The following is a 16,089-nucleotide window of genomic DNA, read 5'->3' as shown; positions in this document are numbered from 1 at the left end:
CCACGCAAGAACGGATATAGGATCAGAGCGGCCCCGGGCCAATGCTTCCCCTGGCTTGAGGTAGAACTTCCCCGAGTACCTCGGTCCGGGCCGCTCCTTTTTTCTTGGGACAAAGATGCATTACGACAAACTGGACAATGAAGAGCTGCTCTTCGTGGCGCTCGATGCGATAAACGGCCGCCGCCACGGCGAGGCGATCGCGCTGCTAAAGGATCTGCTGGACCGGGAGCCCGACCACGATGAAGCCAAATACCTGATCGCCGCCCAGCATGCCCAGATCGGCATGGGGGAGCGCGCTGAATCCGAACTCCGGAGCTTGCTGGACGAGAAGCCTGGGTTCGTGCTCGCCCGCTTCCAGCTCGGCCAGCTTCTCCTGATGCGTGGCTCGATGGCCGATGTGGTGGAGATCCTGGCCCCGTTGCGGGACGGCGTCGACCCCGTCGCCGCCTATGCACGCGGCCTCTCTTCGTATGCGCAGGGCCAGCCGGAAGCCGCGGTTCGCCACATGGAGGAGGGCCTTGCCTTGCCGCAGCCGCTGCCGGCGATCGCCGACGACATGCGGGCCTTCCACACATACCTGCTCCAGCTCGTGAAAGGCGCGTCGGTTCCCGATGTGGCCGCTTCCGAACAGATCACACCGGCATCCCGCATGCGGATCGCGGGTTACGGACTCGGCGAATAAGCGGTGAGCATCAGCCGGGTTCCGCCGCCGATGCACGCCTTGCCGGCGCGGCTCGCCGAGCCGCCGGACGGGCGCACGCAGGTCGCGAAACCTGCTTCTAGGCACGTCGTGGCCGACGGGGAGGACGCACCCGCGCGCCACGACTTGCCTGCCTTGAAACGGGCGGTCGCGGCCGCGCTCGTCGGCGCCGCGCCTGACAGTCGGGACACGATCACGGCGGCCAGGCAGCGCCTGGTCCGCACCGTGCTGCTTTGGGAGTATGGCCCCGAGATCCGGGAACACCCTGAGTGGCAGTCGATGGTCGAATCGGCGGCGGACGCCATCGACCGCCAGCCCGAACAGCGGGCCGCGTTCGAACGCTTCCTCGCGACCCTCTAACGCTGAGCCCCTTCCGGTCAGCCGGCCCCCTCCGGTGAAACGCGCCGAATGCCGGCGCGTGAACGGTCCGGTTTAACGTTTGCCTGGCCTTAAGATTACCCCCTCCCGGGGACACCCCTTGGCGCGATATCGTGGCCCAGGAGGCGGCGAGTCAACTCTGCACGCGCCGGCAGTCAATGCTCAATTCGCACAAGTTACTTATCGCCCAGCGGCCATCGGACCGCGTAAGGGTCGGCGACCATCTCGTCGACCTGCCCATACGCGAGATTGCATCCGCCGATGGGAGCGGCGAACCCGTCCGCATCACGCTCAAGGCGCAGGGTGTGCTGTTGGTCATGATCGCCCATGCCGGCCAGGTGGTCAGCCGGGAAACGCTCATGGAACGGGTCTGGCCCGACACACTGCCGAACGAGGAAGTGCTAACCCAGGCGATCGCGCTGCTGCGCAAAGCCTTCGCTTCGCGCGCCTATATTGAAACGATATCCAAGCACGGCTACCGCCTGGTCGCGCCGGTGGAGTGGGTGCTGTCAGGGGATGCCGACGCGCCGTCCGCGCCGCGCTCCCCCAGGGACCACGCTTCCTCCGGACGCCCTGGCCGATGTGCCCGTTCCGCCGCCGCGCCGCACTCCGTGGCGCTGGGCGGCTTTCGCCGCACTCGTGGTTCTGGCGGTCGTCGCAGCGTGGAAGTTCGCGCCGAACCCTTCTTTCGAGGTAGTCCCCGCGCGGGCCGGACGCCTCAGTGATGGGCTGGAGCCCTACCAGCGCATCGTGTCGTCGCTGGCAGCTGAATATGCGCCTAGCCTATCCCCGGACGGATCGCTGGTGGCGTTCGTCCGCATGTTGCCCGACACCGAGGGTTCGGCCGTCTTCATCCAGACAGCGTCGCCGCTGACGGCGAGACCGTTAACCGGGATCCGGCGAGGTCGGTCCGACCTTATGCCGATGTGGTCGCCGGACGGGCGGCAGATTGCCTTCCTGCGCATGGACGAAGCGGGCTGCCGGGTCCTGCTGGTGCCGGTGGCCGGCGGCAACGAGCGCGAAGTGGGCAAGTGCCTGGACGGGCAGATGCACATGATCGCGTGGATGCCCGACGGAAAGGCGCTGGTCGGCGTCGGCCGCCCGACCGCGATCGGCGGGGCCAATGCGGGCCAGGATGCCGGCAGTGCGCTCCATGTGATGAGCCTGGACGTAGGCCGCTGGATGCCGCTGGACTACGAGCGGGCGCCGGCGGACCTGGACAGCGAGCCTGCGGTATCGCCCGATGGCCGGTGGATCGCTTTTCATCGCAACACCGCTTTGGGCGACATCTGGCGCGTTCCCGCCGGCGGCGGAACTCCCGAGCGGTTGACCCACCTGCGCAGCAATTTCTTCGGGCTGGCGTGGCTGCCCGACAGCCGCACGCTGGTGCTGTCGCGTGAGGCGGGGGGCCGGAAGGTCCTGTCCAGGCTCGACGCCGAGACCGGCCTGATCGAGGACTACCCGCTGCACGGCAGCAACTTCGAGTACCCCAGCACTGCCTTCGTCAGCGGTGCAGTCGCGTTCCAGGTGGAGGACGGGCGGACGTCCATGCGCCGGCTGTCGTTGTCGAAGGGCGAGGAGGCGTATGCGGCGGCGGCGATGGTGCACGAGTCGACGCGCTCTAACCGACTTCCCTCCATATCGCCCGACGGTGGACAGCTCATGTTCGTTTCCGACCGCACCGGGAGTCCGAGGCTGTGGTGGGCCGAACGCGGGAACGCCGACTCTCTGCGGCCGCTGGAGGATTTCACGCCCAACCAGCGCTTCGCCCCGGCATGGCAGCCGTCATCCGAGCGTGTCCTGGTCACCGGCCGGGGTCCGGAGGGCGACGGGCTTTACGAGATCGAGCCGCGCAGCGGCCGCATCGTCCGCCTGCCTGTCCCTGAAGGCGAGCCGACCTATGCTGCCTACCACCCAAACCAGGACCGCATATTGGTCGTCGTCACCCGAGGCGGCGGTCGACTGGGCTTGATGCTGTATGACCGGACGACCCAGCCGTGGCGCCTGTTGGGGCAGGTCGACGACGACGTCGCGGTGGCGGTTGCCGATCCGCTCGGCGCCAGGATCCTCTTGATGTTGCGCTCGAAACAGGAAATCTGGGAGGCCGATCTCGACCTCGGAAACCTGGCTCAGGTGGACAGGCTGCGGCAGCGTGGCAACGGCCGGTTAAAGAGTCTAGTGGCGACATCAGACGGTGTCTGGCTGCTCGATAGTCAGGAAGGCTGCACTTGGTACTGGCGACCGGTCGCCCGACGAGCTGACGGCGAAGCGGGCGTGCAGCGGGGAACCTGCGCAGGCGCGACGGCACCCATGCACGTGGACGGGGTCGCCTTCGATCCTGTCGGAAGGGAGCTTTACGTAACCACGATTGAGTACTCAGCCCACGACATCGGTTACCTGTCGGCAGAGAATATCGCGAAGGAGCGCGCGCTCTACCGGGTGACCAATGACTGATGTCGGGGCGCGCGAATCGCTGTCTGCCGGCGTGTCCTGCGGCGGTTGATCGGCGACCAGCCACCATCTTTGATGGAGCGATCGCTGCCTGCACGCCCCCACCGGGGCTTGCCGGCTCCCGGGTCACTGTGCATACTGTGCCTAGCACAGAAGCACAGTGACCCCGTGAACCCCGAACTCTTCCTCTCCGCCAGCGATCCGCGGCCGATGTACCAGCAGATCGTCGACCAGGTCACCGCCAAGGTGATGGCCGGCGACTGGGCGGCCGGCCAGCCGCTGCCGTCGATCCGCGAGCTGGCCGCGGCCAGCCGGGTCAGCGTGATCACGGTCCGGCGCGCCTACGAGGACCTCGAGCGCGCCGGCGTCATCGCCACCCGTCAGGGCAAGGGCTCGGTGGTGGCCGAACGGGCCGACCTGCCCACCGTGCTGATGCACGAAGAGCTGCAGCGCCAGCTCGCCGCCCTGCTGGCCATCGCCGCCCGCCTGGGCCTGCCCCGCAGCGACCTGCACTTCCTGCTCGACCAGGCCGCCGACCCCACGACTCCCGATACCGCCGGCCCCGCCGGCCCGTCCGCCCCGCAAGGAAACACGCCATGAGCCTCGCCTTTTCCCTGTCCGGCATCGCCAAGCGCTACCCGCACTTCGCCCTGCAGGACATCACGCTCGACCTGCCGGAAGGCCAGGTGATGGGCCTGGTCGGCGTCAACGGCGCCGGCAAGACCACCCTGCTGCGCCTGCTCACCGGCCTGGCCGCGACCGACGCCGGCGAAGTGACCGTGCTCGGCCACCGCCTGCCCGAACACCAGGTCGCCGCCAAGCGCGACATCGGCTTCGCGTCCGAGGAGATGCGCCTGTACCGCGGCCAGACGCTGCGCTGGCACATGGACCTGGTGCGCGCGATCTACCCCGGCTGGGACGAGGCTTACGCCGCCGAGCTGATCAAGCGCTTCGAGCTGCGTACGGAGCAGACGCTGGGCGGCTTCTCGCACGGCCAGCGGGTCAAGGCCCTGCTGCTGCTGTGCCTGGCGCGCCGCCCGCGCCTGCTGCTGCTGGACGAACCCACCACGGGCCTCGACCCGGTCGCGCGCGTCGAAGTGCTCGAAGCGCTGGCCGACGTGCTGCGCGACGAAAGCCGCAGCGTGCTGTTCTCCTCGCACAACACGCACGACGTCGAGCAGCTGGCCGACACCATCACCTTCCTGCACAAGGGCCGGCTGGTGGCCTCGGCCGACAAGCTCGAGTTCATCGAGAGCTGGCGCCGCGTGGTCTGCCAGGGCGTGCTGCCGCCGGGCCTCGAGACCTGGCCGGAAATCGCCAGCGCGCGCGCCAACGGCAGCCTGGTCGAGATCAAGGCGCGGACCTGGAACGACGACCTGCCCGCGCGCCTGGCGGCGTCGGGACTGCAGGTGCAGCGAACCGATCCGATGGCCCTGGAAGACATCTTCATCACCGCCGTGCGTTCGGGAGCCGTGGCATGAGCCTCAATACCTCCGTCGTCCGACTGCTGGTCGCCAAGGACTGGCAGCTGTTCCAGAAGCAGCTGGCCTTCTACGTGCTGGCCGGCATCGTCGCCCTGTGTTTCCTCGGGGTCGGCAAACCCTGGGCCTTCTACGTCGGCTCGCTGACGCTGCTGATCGTGCTGATCTCGGCGGCGTGTTTCTCCATCTCGACCTCGCTGGTGGTCGAGCGCAAGGAACACACGCTCGCCTTCGTGATGAGCCTGCCGGTGTCGCCGCTGGACTTCACCGTGTCCAAGCTGGTCGGCAACCTGCTGACCTTCGGCGTGCCCTTCGTGCTGATGCTGGGCGGTACGTTGGCGCTGGTGCTGTTCACGCCGCTGCCGGACGGGCTGTTCGTGTACACCCTGCTGATCTTCGCCTGGCTGCTGTTCGCCTATTCCATTTCGCTGTCGGTGGCGATGTCGGTGGAGTCCGAAGGCTGGGCCACGTTCGCGATGATCGGCCCGATGGTGCTGATCAATCCCTACATCATGGGCCTGGGGCAGCTGGACGCGATCCGCACCTACACCGGCAAGGATGCGATCGTGTGGACCACGCCGACCGTGGCCATCATGACCACGCTGGCCCTGCTGGCCGTGGCGGTGATCGGCATCACCACCTGGCGCCACGCCCGCAAGCCGGCGTTCTACTGAGCCGATGGATACGACCGTGACGACCACCGGCCTGGCGACGGCCTCCGTGACTGAAGTCGCGGAATCCGGACGCCTGCACTACCTCGACCACCTGCGCGCGCTGGCCATGCTGGCCGGCGTGTTCTTCCACGCGGCGCTGGCCTACAGCCCGCTGATGAGCGGCTTCTTCCCGACCGCCGACCGGCAGAACAGCGTGTGGGTGGACGGCGTCGCCTGGGGCCTGCACCTGGTGCGCATGCCGCTGTTCTTCCTGGTGGCGGGTTTCTTCGCGGCCTGGCTGCTGCAGCAGCGCGGCGGCGCGGCGCTGGCGCGGCAGCGCCTGCGGCGCATCCTCGTGCCCTTCCTGGTGGCCTGGCCGCTGGTGTGGGTCTCGCTGTCGGCGGGCATCGTCTGGGCGGCGTCGAACGTGCAGCATCCGTCGGCCCTGCTGGCGATGGTGCGCGACTGGATGCAGATGCCCGACCCGCCGCAGGGGCCGCCGCCGACCACGATGCACCTGTGGTTCCTGTACTACCTGCTGCTGTTCGGCGTGCTGCACTGGGTGCTGCGCACCTTCGACCTGGGGCGGGTGGGCGCGTGGCTGATGGCGCGGCCGGCCGCCGTGCTGCTGGGCCTGCCCCTGCTGGTCTGGCCCGCGCTGGCCGCCGTCAGCGCGCCGCATCCGGCGCCGGAAAGTTTCCTGCCGCAGTTCTGGGCCGTCGTGTTCTACGGCGCCTTCTTCGCGCTGGGCACGCAGTTGCACGGCCACCCGGACTGGCTCGACCGCCTGCGCCGGCACGTGCCCTGGATGCTGCCCGCCTGCATCGTGCTGTACGCCGCCTTCCTGTGGCGCCTGTCGGCCGAACTGCCGGCGGTGGCCAATCCGCTGGTTCCGCCGGTCGCCAGTTGGGGTGTCGCCGCGCTGGAAGCCTGCCTCGCGGTCTGGGGCACCGTGCTGTGCCTGCTCGCCGGCCGGCGCTGGCTCGATCGTCCCAATCCGGTGCTGCGCTATTTCGCGCAGGGTTCGTACTGGACCTACCTGCTGCACCTGCCGCTGCTGTTCGCGGTGCAATACGTGCTGATGGACCTGGAATGGCACTGGCCCATCAAGTTTGCCGTGGCTTCCGCCGTGACCCTGGCCGGCTGCCTGCTCAGCTACCAGCTGCTGGTGCGGCATACGCGGCTGCGGCGGTTCGTGGGCTGAGCCACGCGGGGCGGTCCCGGGCGCCGCCGCTCCGCGTCCTGGCCTGTCGGGCCGGACGCCTGCGTTGACCTGTGGACCCGCGACCGGCGCGCCATGCGCCGGGACCGGCCCAACCACGTCCACAGGGGGACGCCCATGAACTCCGTACTGCGAATGTCCATGTTCGCGCTGCTCGTGACCGGCACCGGCTGCGCGACGATGTACCCGGTTGCACCACGCTGGACCGCTGCCGAAATCATCAAGAAGGCCGAGCCCGATCCTTTCATCGGCGCCGACGCCGTCGAAGCCCGCAAACTGGTGCAGGGCACGCGCCAGCTGCTGTCGGACGCCGCGCACGACCGCCGCATCGCCGACATCGCCGCGTCCGAAGTCACCTTCTACGGCACCCTGCTGGGCGTGCTCGGGCTGTCGCTGGACAAGGCCGGCCTGAAGAACACCGGCGGCGGCGCCGCGACCCTGGGCACTCTGTTCGCGGGGCGCTACAAGCTGGGCGACCAGGAAGTGGTGTTCCGCAAGGCCGAGGCGCGCGCCGCCTGTCTCGAGCTGGCCCTGGCCGAGATGAGCGTGTCCGGCACCGAGGTCGGGTTCCGCGGCCAGGCGATGTTCGAAGCCGCGAGTACCCTGGTCGCTACCGACACCACGAAGGCCAGCGCGCTGCACGTGCAGGCCCAGGTGGCCACCGCCGAGGTGCCGCGCCTGGTCGCCGAAAGCCTGCGCCGCCTCACCAACGACCTGCGCATCGCCCTGGCCGCGATCCCGCTGACCGCGATGACCCGCGACCAGATGCTCGAGACCCTTCAGGCCGCGACGGAAGCGGAAGAAGAGGCCGAAGCGGAGGCGGCCGCCGCCTATGGCAACGGCGCCAGCTCGAAGGAAGCGGCCCAGCACCTCGGTGCCCTCACCGCCACGCTGACGGTGAAGGAAAAGTTCGACGCCTGCTTCGTGCAGTACCCTCAGTAGAGGCCGCGCCCGCATCGCCCGGCCTTGACGCCCGCAGAATCATTCACCACTATGGGTGAATGTTGAACAGCGACCGGCTCGACGACACCCTGATCGCCCTGGCCGATCCGACCCGGCGGGCCATCCTCGATCGCCTGTCGCGCGGGCAGGCGCGGGTCACCGACCTGGCCCAGCCCCTGCCGATATCCCTGAACTCGGTTTCCAAACACATACGGATCCTCGAGCGGGCCGGCCTGGTGCGCCGCCGCCAGGTGGGGCGGGACCATTTCCTGAGCATCGATCCACGCCGCCTCAGGGAAATCACCGACTGGATGCGGTCGCGGCAATCGCTGTGGAGCCAGCGGCTGGACCGGCTGGCCAAGGTGCTGGACGACAACCCCTGAGGCAGGAGGAAACACACGATGAACGACGCGAACAACATCATCGTCCGGGTGACCCACCACTTCCGGCACCCAGCGGAGCGCGTCTTCGACGCCTGGCTGGACGTGGAGACGGCCAGCCGCTTCATGTTCAGCACCGACACCGGCGACCTGGTGCGCTGTGACATCGATGCCCGGGTGGGAGGCGAGTTCGTGATGACCGACCGCCGCGCCGACGGAGACGTCGAACACCGTGGCCGTTACCTGGAGATCGATCGGCCCCGCCGGCTCGTGTTCACCTTCGGCATTCCCGCCGAGTCGCCGGACGTCGACCTGGTCACCGTCGAGATCCAGCCCGCCGATGGCGGCTGCCAGCTCACGCTCACCACCGAGATGAAGCCGGAATGGGCGGACTACGTGGACCGTACCCGTGCGGCCTGGTCGAAGATCCTCGGCGCGCTGGACGACGCGCTGACCACGGACCGGCCGGTCTGACCGGCCGCCGGGGCCCGCACCCGCACGCCACTGAATCCAAACCGCCACCCCCCCGCATCCAAGCCCCCGAAGCGCTGAAATCCTTCGGCGCACCCAGGAGCTGGGAAATGATTGCCATCCATGCCGCGGGACGCGCCCTGTGGGCGCTCGCCCTGGCAGCCGCCTTGTGCAGCCCACCCGCCGCGGCCGCCGAACCGCCCGCCGCCCCCGCCGCCGTGTCGAACAGCGTGCTGGAAGAACAGGCCACGCACTTCTGGCAGACCGTGTCCGCCCCCGCGGACCAGCGCCCGGCCCTGCTCGAGCGCCACTTCAGCCCGGGCCTGCGCGAACGCAACAGCGATGCGGACCTGCTGGACACCTTGGCCATGCTCGCCGAAGCCCTGGCCCCCGAGCTGGCGTCCTTGCCCAAACCCGCCGTGATCCAGGGAGAACAAGGCCCCACCGGCGAACTGCAGTACACGCTGCCGACCGGCCGCCGCCTTTCGCTGACCCTGGCCGTGACCGCGGGCGACGCGCCGCGGATAGACCGTTTCGGCCTGCGCCCCCTGCCGCCGGAAGTGGCCGCGGTGAAACCGGCGCAGCTGCCCGCGGCCATCGCCGAACGCGTCAAGGCCGAATTCGAAGCCGGCCGTTTCTCCGGCGCCGTGCTGGTGGCGCGCGGCGACGAATTGATCTACGCCGACGCCGTCGGTCTCGCGGATCGGCAATCCGGTCGTGCCAACACGCTCGACACGCCGATCAACCTCGGCTCGATCAACAAGATGTTCACCGGCATCGCCATCGCCCAGCTGCAGGCGGCCGGCAAGCTGGACTGGCAGGACACGGTGGGCGAACACCTGCCGGACTTCCCCAATCCGACGATCCGCGACCACGTGACCATCCACCAGCTGCTGACCCACACGGCCGGTGTCGGCGACTACTTCAACCCTGCGCACGACGCGCGCCGGCACGCGCTCGACAGCCAGCAGGAATTCCTGGACCTGTTCGTTGCGGAACCGCTGCGCTTCAAACCCGGCGAGGGCCTGGAATACAGCAACGGCGGCCCGGTCATCCTGGGCCTGATCATCGAGGCGATCAGCGGCCGCGATTATTACCAGTACATCCGCGACCATCTGTACCGGCCGGCGGGCATGACCCACGCCGACCACTACCGCAGCGACGACCGCGCCGCCGGATTTGCGATCGGTTACCTCAAGGACGACGCGGGCGCCTGGCAGGACAACGCCGACGTGCTGAGCCTGCGCGGCTCCGCGGCCGGCGGCGGCTACGCCTCCGCGCGCGACCTGTTCGCCTTCTCGCGGGCCCTCGCCAGCGGGCGCCTGCTGACGCGCGAACAGCTCGAGGTGCTGTGGACGCCGCACCAGCAGACCGGGCCGATGGCTTACGGCTATCTTTCCAGCATCGGCGGGTCGCCGGAGCGGCGCTGGGTGGGGCACAACGGCGGCGCGCCGGGCATCTCGGCCGAGTTCATTCACTACCCCGACGACGGCCTGGTGATGATCGTGCTGGCCAACCAGGACCGCGGCGCGGAAGGCCTGCGCGAATGGCTGCAGGCCCAGGTGGAAGCATCCCTTTTCGAGAGCGAAGACCCGTGACCGGAGCCGACCCCATGGAAATCCTTCCCGTCCTCATCATCCCGTTCGCGATCATGCTGCCGCCGGTGCTGATCACCGCCCTGGTGCTGCGCTACCGCCGCGCCCGCGCCGAGATGCGCTACCGCTTCCTGCTGCAGCTGGCCGAAGCGGGCGCCGCCCTGCCGGCCACCCTGCCCGGCGAACCGGCGCCGCAGGACAACGACCGCCGCCGCGCCCTGGTGCTGCTGGCCGGCGGCGTCGGACTGGCCCTGATGCTGGTCGCGCTGCCGATCGAATTCCCGCGCGGCCACCCCGTGGCGCAGCTCTGGGGCCTGGGCATCCTGCCGGTGATGCTGGGCCTGGGTTACCTGTGCAACTGGCATCTGTCCCATCGCGGAAGCGCGCATGGCTGACAGCGATGCGCAGGCGCGCATCGATGCGGCCCTGGTCCTCAGGGCCGCGCAACCGGACGGCGCCCAAGCCTTCGAACAACTGGTGCGACGGCACCAGGGGCTGGTGCGCGTGCAGCTTCGGCGGCTGCTGGGCGACGACCCCGCGCTGGCCGACGACCTGGCGCAGGAAGTTTTCTTGTTGGCCTGGCGCAAGCTGGACCAGTTCCGCGGCGAATCGCGCTTCGGCACCTGGCTGTACCGCATCGCGTATTCGTGTTTCCTGCAGCATCTGCGCGGCCGCGGCGGGCGCCTGCCGAACGGGCAGGCCCTGGACAACGACGACGCGCCGGGCGACGACAGACCCGGCCCCGAATGGGGCCTCGACCTCGAAGCCGCACTGCGCCGCCTTTCCATCAACCAGCGCGCGGCCCTGCTGTACTGCGTGCAGCTCGAATTCACCCACGAAGAGGCGGCCGTGGTGCTGGACATGCCGTTGGGCAGCGTGAAAACGCACGTCGCGCGCGGCAAGGCGAAGCTGCGCCAACTGCTGCAGGACTGGGCACCGGAGACCAGCCATGACTGACCTCGACGATACGACTGACCCGAAACTCGACGCCCTGCTGCGCCGCCGGTTCCCCGGCGCCGTCGCGGATGACGGCTTCTCGACGCGCGTGATGCGGGCGCTGCCCCCGCGCCGGCAACCGCTGCCGTGGTTGCTGCCGGTGGCCGCGGTCGTCGGCACGCTGTTGGCCTGGCTGGCGTTGATGCCTTCGCCGGTTTGGCAACAGGCCGCGCAGGAGTGGCTGCAGGGCAACCTGGGCGCCGCGACCGCGGGCATCGGCTTGCTGATGCTTGCCGTGACGCTGGCCAGCTGCGCCTGGTCGCTGGACGAAGGCTGACCGGCGCGGATCAGCGCGCCGGGGACACCTGTTCGGCCCAGGTTGCCGGCGCCGCCTGCGCGTCCAGGAAGGGGATCACCGTCTCGGCCAGCGCGGGCGACGAGAAGGCTTCGTAGTGCGTCAGGTTCGGGATGATGGCCAGGCGGTTGCCCGACATGTGCTCGCGCCCCCAGCCGGCGTCGCGCAGGCCGCCGCCCAGCAGCTGGTAGAACTGCACGATGTGCTCGAGGCGCAGCATGTCGCTGTCGCCGTAGACCAGCATCACCGGCATGCGCAGCGTGCGGACCTCGTCCGACCAGTCGTAGGGCTGGCGCATCCACGCGCCCATCTGGTCGAGCAGCTTCGGGAAGTCCTGCGGCCGCGGCGCGCGTTCGCGGTAGACCTGGAACATCGGCGTGTCCACCATGTCCTTGGCCATCGCGGCGCTTACCTGCGCCTGCAGCGGCAGCATCTCGGGGTAGAAGCCGTCCCGGGCGAAGCCGGCCGAAGCCACCACCAGGCGGCGCACCCGCGCCGGGTGCTGGATGGCCAGGCGCAGGGCCACGCTGCCGCCCATCGAATAGCCCATCACGTCCACCTGCGGGTGGCCGAGTTCCGCGACCAGCGTGGCCAGGTCGTTGGCCATCGCGGTGAAGTCGATCGGCCGGTCGCCCAGCGCGGTGCGGCCGTGCCCGTGCAGGTCCACGGCGATCACCGTGCGCGAGCGCGCCAGCATCGGCAGCACCGGTCCGAACATGTCCAGCGTGCCCAGCCCGCCGTGCAGCAGCAGCAGCGGCTCGCCGCGGCCGTGCAGCTCGTAGTAGTAGCGCACCCCGTTCACCGGCACGTAGCCGTTGCGCACCGGCGCAGGCACCGAAGCGGGCGCGGTGGGCTGCGCGGCATCGGCGGCGGCGGGCGACAGGCTGGCCAGCAGCAGGGCCAGGGCGGCGAAACAGCGAAGGGCGGATAGCGGCAGGTGCATGGCGGATCTCCTGGAAGGGCGAGCCCGACAACCGGGCTCACTGACACGACGAACCAGCGGCGCCGGATTCGACAAGCCCGCTGGGCCAGGCCACCGGGCTGCGATTTGCACCGCATCGAGGCAAGCTGGCCGCATGCCTCCTGCCTCTGGGGCATCGGCCTGCTGAGCTTTGCCGTGACGCGGGCCAGCTGCGCCTGGTCGCTGGACGAGGGCTGGCGGGGCGAGATCCGGACCGCGCGAACCCCGGTTCCGGTCGCTGACGCCCCCGCTCGCCGCGGTGGACTTGACGAGCGGGGGCTGTTCGTACTGTACTATATCAACTAGTACAGATAGGACAGCGTTATGGCCCGACCCCAGCCCCTGATGATCCAGATCGCCACCGGCGACCCGCGCCCGATCGGCCGCCAGATCGTCGACGCGGTGCGGATGAAGATCGCCACCGGCGACCTGAAAGCCGGCGACCAGCTGCCCAGCGTCCGCGGGCTGGCCCAGCAGCTCACCATCAATCCGAACACGGTGGCCAAGGCCTACGCCGAGCTGACCACCGAAGGCTGGCTGGAATCGCGGCAGGGCATGGGCCTGTATGTCTCCGTGCCGCGCCAGCGCCTGTCCGACGACGAGCGCGAACGCCGCCTGGACGACGCCATCGGCCGCTTCGTCAACGACGTGATCCCGCTGGGCTTCCCGCCCGACGAGGTGCAGGCGCGCGTCCAGCAGGAATTTCGCCAGCTGGTTCCCCGAAAGACCGCCTGAACCCTGAAGTCTCCATGCATTCGCGCGTCAAACCCGCGCAGGGATGACACGCAAAGGAACCACCCCCATGAGCCACGACCCCGACTACGTCATCGAAACCCGCGCGCTGAGCAAGCGCTACGGCCGCAAGCTGGCGCTGGACAATCTCGACCTGCGCATCCCGCGCGGGCGCATCCACGCCATCGTCGGCGCCAACGGCGCCGGCAAGTCCACCCTGTTCCGCATCCTGATGGGCTTCCTGCCGCCCACCTCGGGCGAAGCGCGCATCCTCGGCAAGGACAGCCAGGCGCTGACCCCGCAGGACCGCGGCCGGATAGGTTTTGTCAACGAAGAACACACGCTGCCGAACTGGATGCGGGTATCGCAGGTGATGGCGATGCAGAAGCACCAGTACGCGAACTGGAACCAGCACGCGTTCGACGGCGTCATCGGCCACTACCACGTGCTGCCCGAACAGAAGGTCGGCCAGCTGTCGCGCGGCGAGCGCGCCGGCTTCAACCTGGCGCTGGCGCTGGCCCAGGGTCCGGAGCTGCTGGTGCTCGACGAGCCGACGCTGGGCCTGGACGTGGTCGCCAAACGCGCCTTCCTCGAATCGCTGATGTACAGCAACGCCGCCGACGACTGCACGGTGATCTATTGCTCGCACCAGATGGAGGAGATCGAGCGCGTCGCCGACAACCTGATCATCCTGGAACGCGGCCAGCTGAAGAACATGTCGGCGCCGGAGGACTTCACCGCGCGGGTCAGCCATTGGGTGGCCGACGTGCCGTTCAAGGGGCCCGCGCCCCACACCGTGCCCGGCCTGCTCGAAGTGCAGCGCCTCGACGGCCTGCACCACTACCTGGTGCTGGACCAGGACGACGGCTTCGAGCGTTTCCTGCGCGACGCCGGTGCCCGCCACGTGCAGTCGATGCCGGTCAGCCTGGACCGTGCCGTCAACGCCTTCCTCGCCAAGAACCACGCTGCGCCGGCCGCCGCCTGACGCGCCAAGGACACGAAAATGACCGATCTCTTCAAGGGCGAATGGCTGCGCTTCCGGCTGTGGGCGCTGCTCGCCGGCGTCGCCAATCTCATCGTGCTGGGCTTCCTGACCCGCATGGTCGACATGGCCCAGCAACCGCTGCTGGTCTACCAGGTGTTCGCCGCGGTGTATGCGGTGGCCGGCGCGCTGCTGGGCCTGTACCAGATGGGCACGTACCGCAAGCCCAACCACTGGTTGAACCTGCTGCACCGGCCGCTGCACCGGCTGCGCATCGCCGGCGCGCTGGCGGGCGCGGGCGTATTGCTGCTGCTGGCCGCGACCGCGCTTCCGATCGTGCTGGTCGCGGCCGCCCAGGAGACGATGACCGCGCGCGTGGTCGACCTGCGCCACTGGGGCCTGCCGATCGCGGCCTGGCTGATTGCGGTTTCAGGTTACCTGGCCGGTGCCTATGCGATGGTCGCCGACCGGCGCTATTCCTTCGCCGCGTTCCTGCTGCCGATGCTGTTCCTGCATGCGCAGGCCTCCGGGGTCGGCATGCTCGGCGTGCAATGTGCCGTCATCGCCGTCCTCGCGGGGTTGCTGGCGATCGCGTTCAAGCCGGATCCCGCGGCGCCGCCGCGCAATGCCGCGGCGGTGCTGGCGGTCGCGCTGCCGGTGCAGCTGGGCGCCTACTTCCTGATGTGGATGCTGGGCTTCGGCGTCGAACTGGCCTGGACGGCGAGCGGCAGCCACCCGCTCAATACGCCCGAGCCGCCGAAGGGCGGGTATGTGGAATCGGACCGTGCCGAAGGCAGGGACATCCTGCTGCTCGGCATCGAGAACAACCGCGATCCCGAAGCGGCTCTCTGGCGTGAGCAGATCGCGCTGTCCGACGTGTACACCCTGTATCCCCTGCGCGAGCTTCCCGTGCGCAACAGCCTGACCAACCCGTCGCCGCTGGAGCTCGGCGACGATCGGAACAACCTGTGGATGGTGTACAGCCACGACCGTGCGCGTTTTGTCACCCGCGGCCTGCGCGACCGGCGCGCACGCGGCGAACTCGGCGTGGGCGAGCAGCAGGCCGCCTTCCCGGCGCCGACGATGCCGTTCGGCGCGGTCTACCTGTTCAATGCGCAGGCGGCCTACCAGTACGACGACGAACAGCAGCTGATGTTCGAGCGTTTCCGCCTGCCGGCGGGCGAGGTGATGGCCGTGCCGCCGGAACCCGCCGGCGACAACATGGTGGTGATGAGCGACCGCGCCGCCTATTTCTATCCCGGCCGCGAGGCGATGAGCGGCCTCGACCTGCTGCAGCCGCTGATGCGGGTGCCGATGCCGGGCCACGTCGGCCACCTCGGCCGGGTGGACCTGATCGAGCTGCTGGATGGCTACCTGGTGTCGTTCACCTACACCTGGGGCGCGTGGACCGGCGAACTGCAGCATCCCTACCAGGTGGTGCTGCGGGTGGACGGCCAGGGCCAGGCGCTGGAAGTGGCGCGCCGCGCGATCCGCAAGGACCTGCCGGCGGCGTACACCGACCGCAATACCTGGCTGTCGCCGGTACTGCGTGCGATCTGCGGGGGTGCGAAGAGCCTGTTCGCGGCGGACGATCCGCTGAAGGCGAAGCCGCAGCCGGTGTCGCGATCCATTCTGGCGTTGGCCGCCGTGGGCTGCCTGTTGTCGCTGCTGGGCGCGATCTGGCTGAGCGCGCGCCAGCCGCATTCGCCGCGCGCGCGCTGGGCCTGGGTGCTGCTGTGCGGCCTGGTCGGCCTGCCGGCGCTGGTCAGCCTGTGGCTGATGTACCCGCGTCGCGACACCCTGCCGGTGGCCGCGCCGGGTGCGCTGCCGGCCACGGCCTGAGGGAGCAA

The 16,089-nt window shown here is 69.3% G+C and carries 19 protein-coding genes; 18 read left to right on the top strand and 1 reads right to left on the bottom strand.

What is annotated here, in order from left to right; translation table 11 throughout:
- Positions 1–115 precede the first annotated feature (115 nt).
- The 15 genes from E1B00_RS13065 to E1B00_RS12995 all read left to right on the top strand — a co-directional run bounded on the left by E1B00_RS13065 (position 116) and on the right by E1B00_RS12995 (position 11,546).
- The gene (locus tag E1B00_RS13065) at positions 116–682 is read left to right on the top strand and encodes a tetratricopeptide repeat protein (protein ID WP_139449476.1); all 567 of its coding nucleotides are present in this window, start codon (positions 116–118) and stop codon (positions 680–682) included.
- A 3-nt stretch (positions 683–685) separates the two neighbouring features.
- A complete protein-coding gene (locus E1B00_RS13060) occupies positions 686–1,060 on the top strand; it encodes a hypothetical protein (protein WP_139449475.1) in 375 nt (124 codons plus the stop codon).
- 176 nt (positions 1,061–1,236) lie between these two features.
- Complete coding sequence (locus tag E1B00_RS13055; protein ID WP_139449473.1) at positions 1,237–1,803, top strand: winged helix-turn-helix domain-containing protein; 567 nt, start codon at positions 1,237–1,239, stop codon at positions 1,801–1,803.
- A 79-nt stretch (positions 1,804–1,882) separates the two neighbouring features.
- On the top strand, positions 1,883–3,532 hold the full coding sequence (locus tag E1B00_RS13050) for a TolB family protein (protein ID WP_220396292.1): 1,650 nt from the start codon (positions 1,883–1,885) through the stop codon (positions 3,530–3,532).
- A 165-nt stretch (positions 3,533–3,697) separates the two neighbouring features.
- Positions 3,698–4,129 (top strand): GntR family transcriptional regulator, encoded by a 432-nt coding sequence (locus tag E1B00_RS13045; RefSeq protein ID WP_220396291.1) that lies wholly within the window; start codon positions 3,698–3,700, stop codon positions 4,127–4,129.
- The gene (locus E1B00_RS13040) at positions 4,126–5,010 is read left to right on the top strand and encodes an ATP-binding cassette domain-containing protein (protein WP_139449469.1); all 885 of its coding nucleotides are present in this window, start codon (positions 4,126–4,128) and stop codon (positions 5,008–5,010) included. The genes E1B00_RS13045 and E1B00_RS13040 overlap by 4 nt, the downstream gene beginning before the upstream one ends.
- Positions 5,007–5,684 (top strand): ABC transporter permease, encoded by a 678-nt coding sequence (locus E1B00_RS13035; RefSeq protein WP_139449467.1) that lies wholly within the window; start codon positions 5,007–5,009, stop codon positions 5,682–5,684. Before E1B00_RS13040 ends, E1B00_RS13035 begins: the two co-directional genes overlap by 4 nt.
- A 16-nt stretch (positions 5,685–5,700) precedes the next feature.
- Positions 5,701–6,867, top strand: coding sequence for an acyltransferase family protein (locus E1B00_RS13030; RefSeq protein WP_220396290.1), 1,167 nt, complete (start codon positions 5,701–5,703; stop codon positions 6,865–6,867).
- Positions 6,868–7,002: 135 nt separating this feature from the next.
- A complete protein-coding gene (locus E1B00_RS13025) occupies positions 7,003–7,827 on the top strand; it encodes a hypothetical protein (protein ID WP_139449463.1) in 825 nt (274 codons plus the stop codon).
- A 59-nt stretch (positions 7,828–7,886) separates the two neighbouring features.
- Positions 7,887–8,210 carry an ArsR/SmtB family transcription factor gene (locus E1B00_RS13020; protein WP_139449461.1) on the top strand — a complete coding sequence of 108 codons (324 nt, stop codon included), beginning with the start codon at positions 7,887–7,889 and terminating at the stop codon, positions 8,208–8,210.
- An 18-nt stretch (positions 8,211–8,228) separates the two neighbouring features.
- Entirely contained in the window at positions 8,229–8,681 is a 453-nt protein-coding gene (locus tag E1B00_RS13015) for an SRPBCC family protein (protein WP_139449460.1), read from the top strand.
- Between the two features lie 107 nt (positions 8,682–8,788).
- Positions 8,789–10,276, top strand: coding sequence for a serine hydrolase domain-containing protein (locus tag E1B00_RS13010; RefSeq protein ID WP_139449458.1), 1,488 nt, complete (start codon positions 8,789–8,791; stop codon positions 10,274–10,276).
- Positions 10,277–10,290: 14 nt separating this feature from the next.
- Positions 10,291–10,668, top strand: coding sequence for a DUF6249 domain-containing protein (locus E1B00_RS13005; protein ID WP_139449456.1), 378 nt, complete (start codon positions 10,291–10,293; stop codon positions 10,666–10,668).
- Entirely contained in the window at positions 10,661–11,230 is a 570-nt protein-coding gene (locus E1B00_RS13000) for an RNA polymerase sigma factor (protein WP_139449454.1), read from the top strand. Before E1B00_RS13005 ends, E1B00_RS13000 begins: the two co-directional genes overlap by 8 nt.
- On the top strand, positions 11,223–11,546 hold the full coding sequence (locus tag E1B00_RS12995; RefSeq protein ID WP_139449452.1) for a hypothetical protein: 324 nt from the start codon (positions 11,223–11,225) through the stop codon (positions 11,544–11,546). The genes E1B00_RS13000 and E1B00_RS12995 overlap by 8 nt, the downstream gene beginning before the upstream one ends.
- Positions 11,547–11,556: 10 nt before the next feature.
- On the opposite strand, the gene E1B00_RS12990 is transcribed toward E1B00_RS12995, so the two are convergent.
- Positions 11,557–12,507: an alpha/beta fold hydrolase gene (locus E1B00_RS12990; RefSeq protein ID WP_139449450.1), complete on the bottom strand. Its 951-nt coding sequence runs from the start codon at positions 12,505–12,507 to the stop codon at positions 11,557–11,559.
- Positions 12,508–12,849: 342 nt separating this feature from the next.
- Between E1B00_RS12990 and E1B00_RS12985 the strand changes: the two genes are divergently transcribed.
- From E1B00_RS12985 to E1B00_RS12975, 3 genes are all read left to right on the top strand, one after another.
- Entirely contained in the window at positions 12,850–13,260 is a 411-nt protein-coding gene (locus E1B00_RS12985; protein ID WP_176693253.1) for a GntR family transcriptional regulator, read from the top strand.
- A gap of 67 nt (positions 13,261–13,327) precedes the next feature.
- Positions 13,328–14,242 carry an ABC transporter ATP-binding protein gene (locus tag E1B00_RS12980; protein ID WP_139449449.1) on the top strand — a complete coding sequence of 305 codons (915 nt, stop codon included), beginning with the start codon at positions 13,328–13,330 and terminating at the stop codon, positions 14,240–14,242.
- Positions 14,243–14,260: 18 nt separating this feature from the next.
- Positions 14,261–16,081 carry a hypothetical protein gene (locus tag E1B00_RS12975; RefSeq protein WP_139449447.1) on the top strand — a complete coding sequence of 607 codons (1,821 nt, stop codon included), beginning with the start codon at positions 14,261–14,263 and terminating at the stop codon, positions 16,079–16,081.
- Positions 16,082–16,089 lie beyond the last annotated feature (8 nt).

It is taken from the genome of Arenimonas terrae (assembly GCF_006265115.1).
GTDB classification, from domain to species: Bacteria; Pseudomonadota; Gammaproteobacteria; order Xanthomonadales; family Xanthomonadaceae; genus Arenimonas; species Arenimonas terrae.
This window is presented reverse-complemented; position numbering and strand designations above follow the sequence as displayed.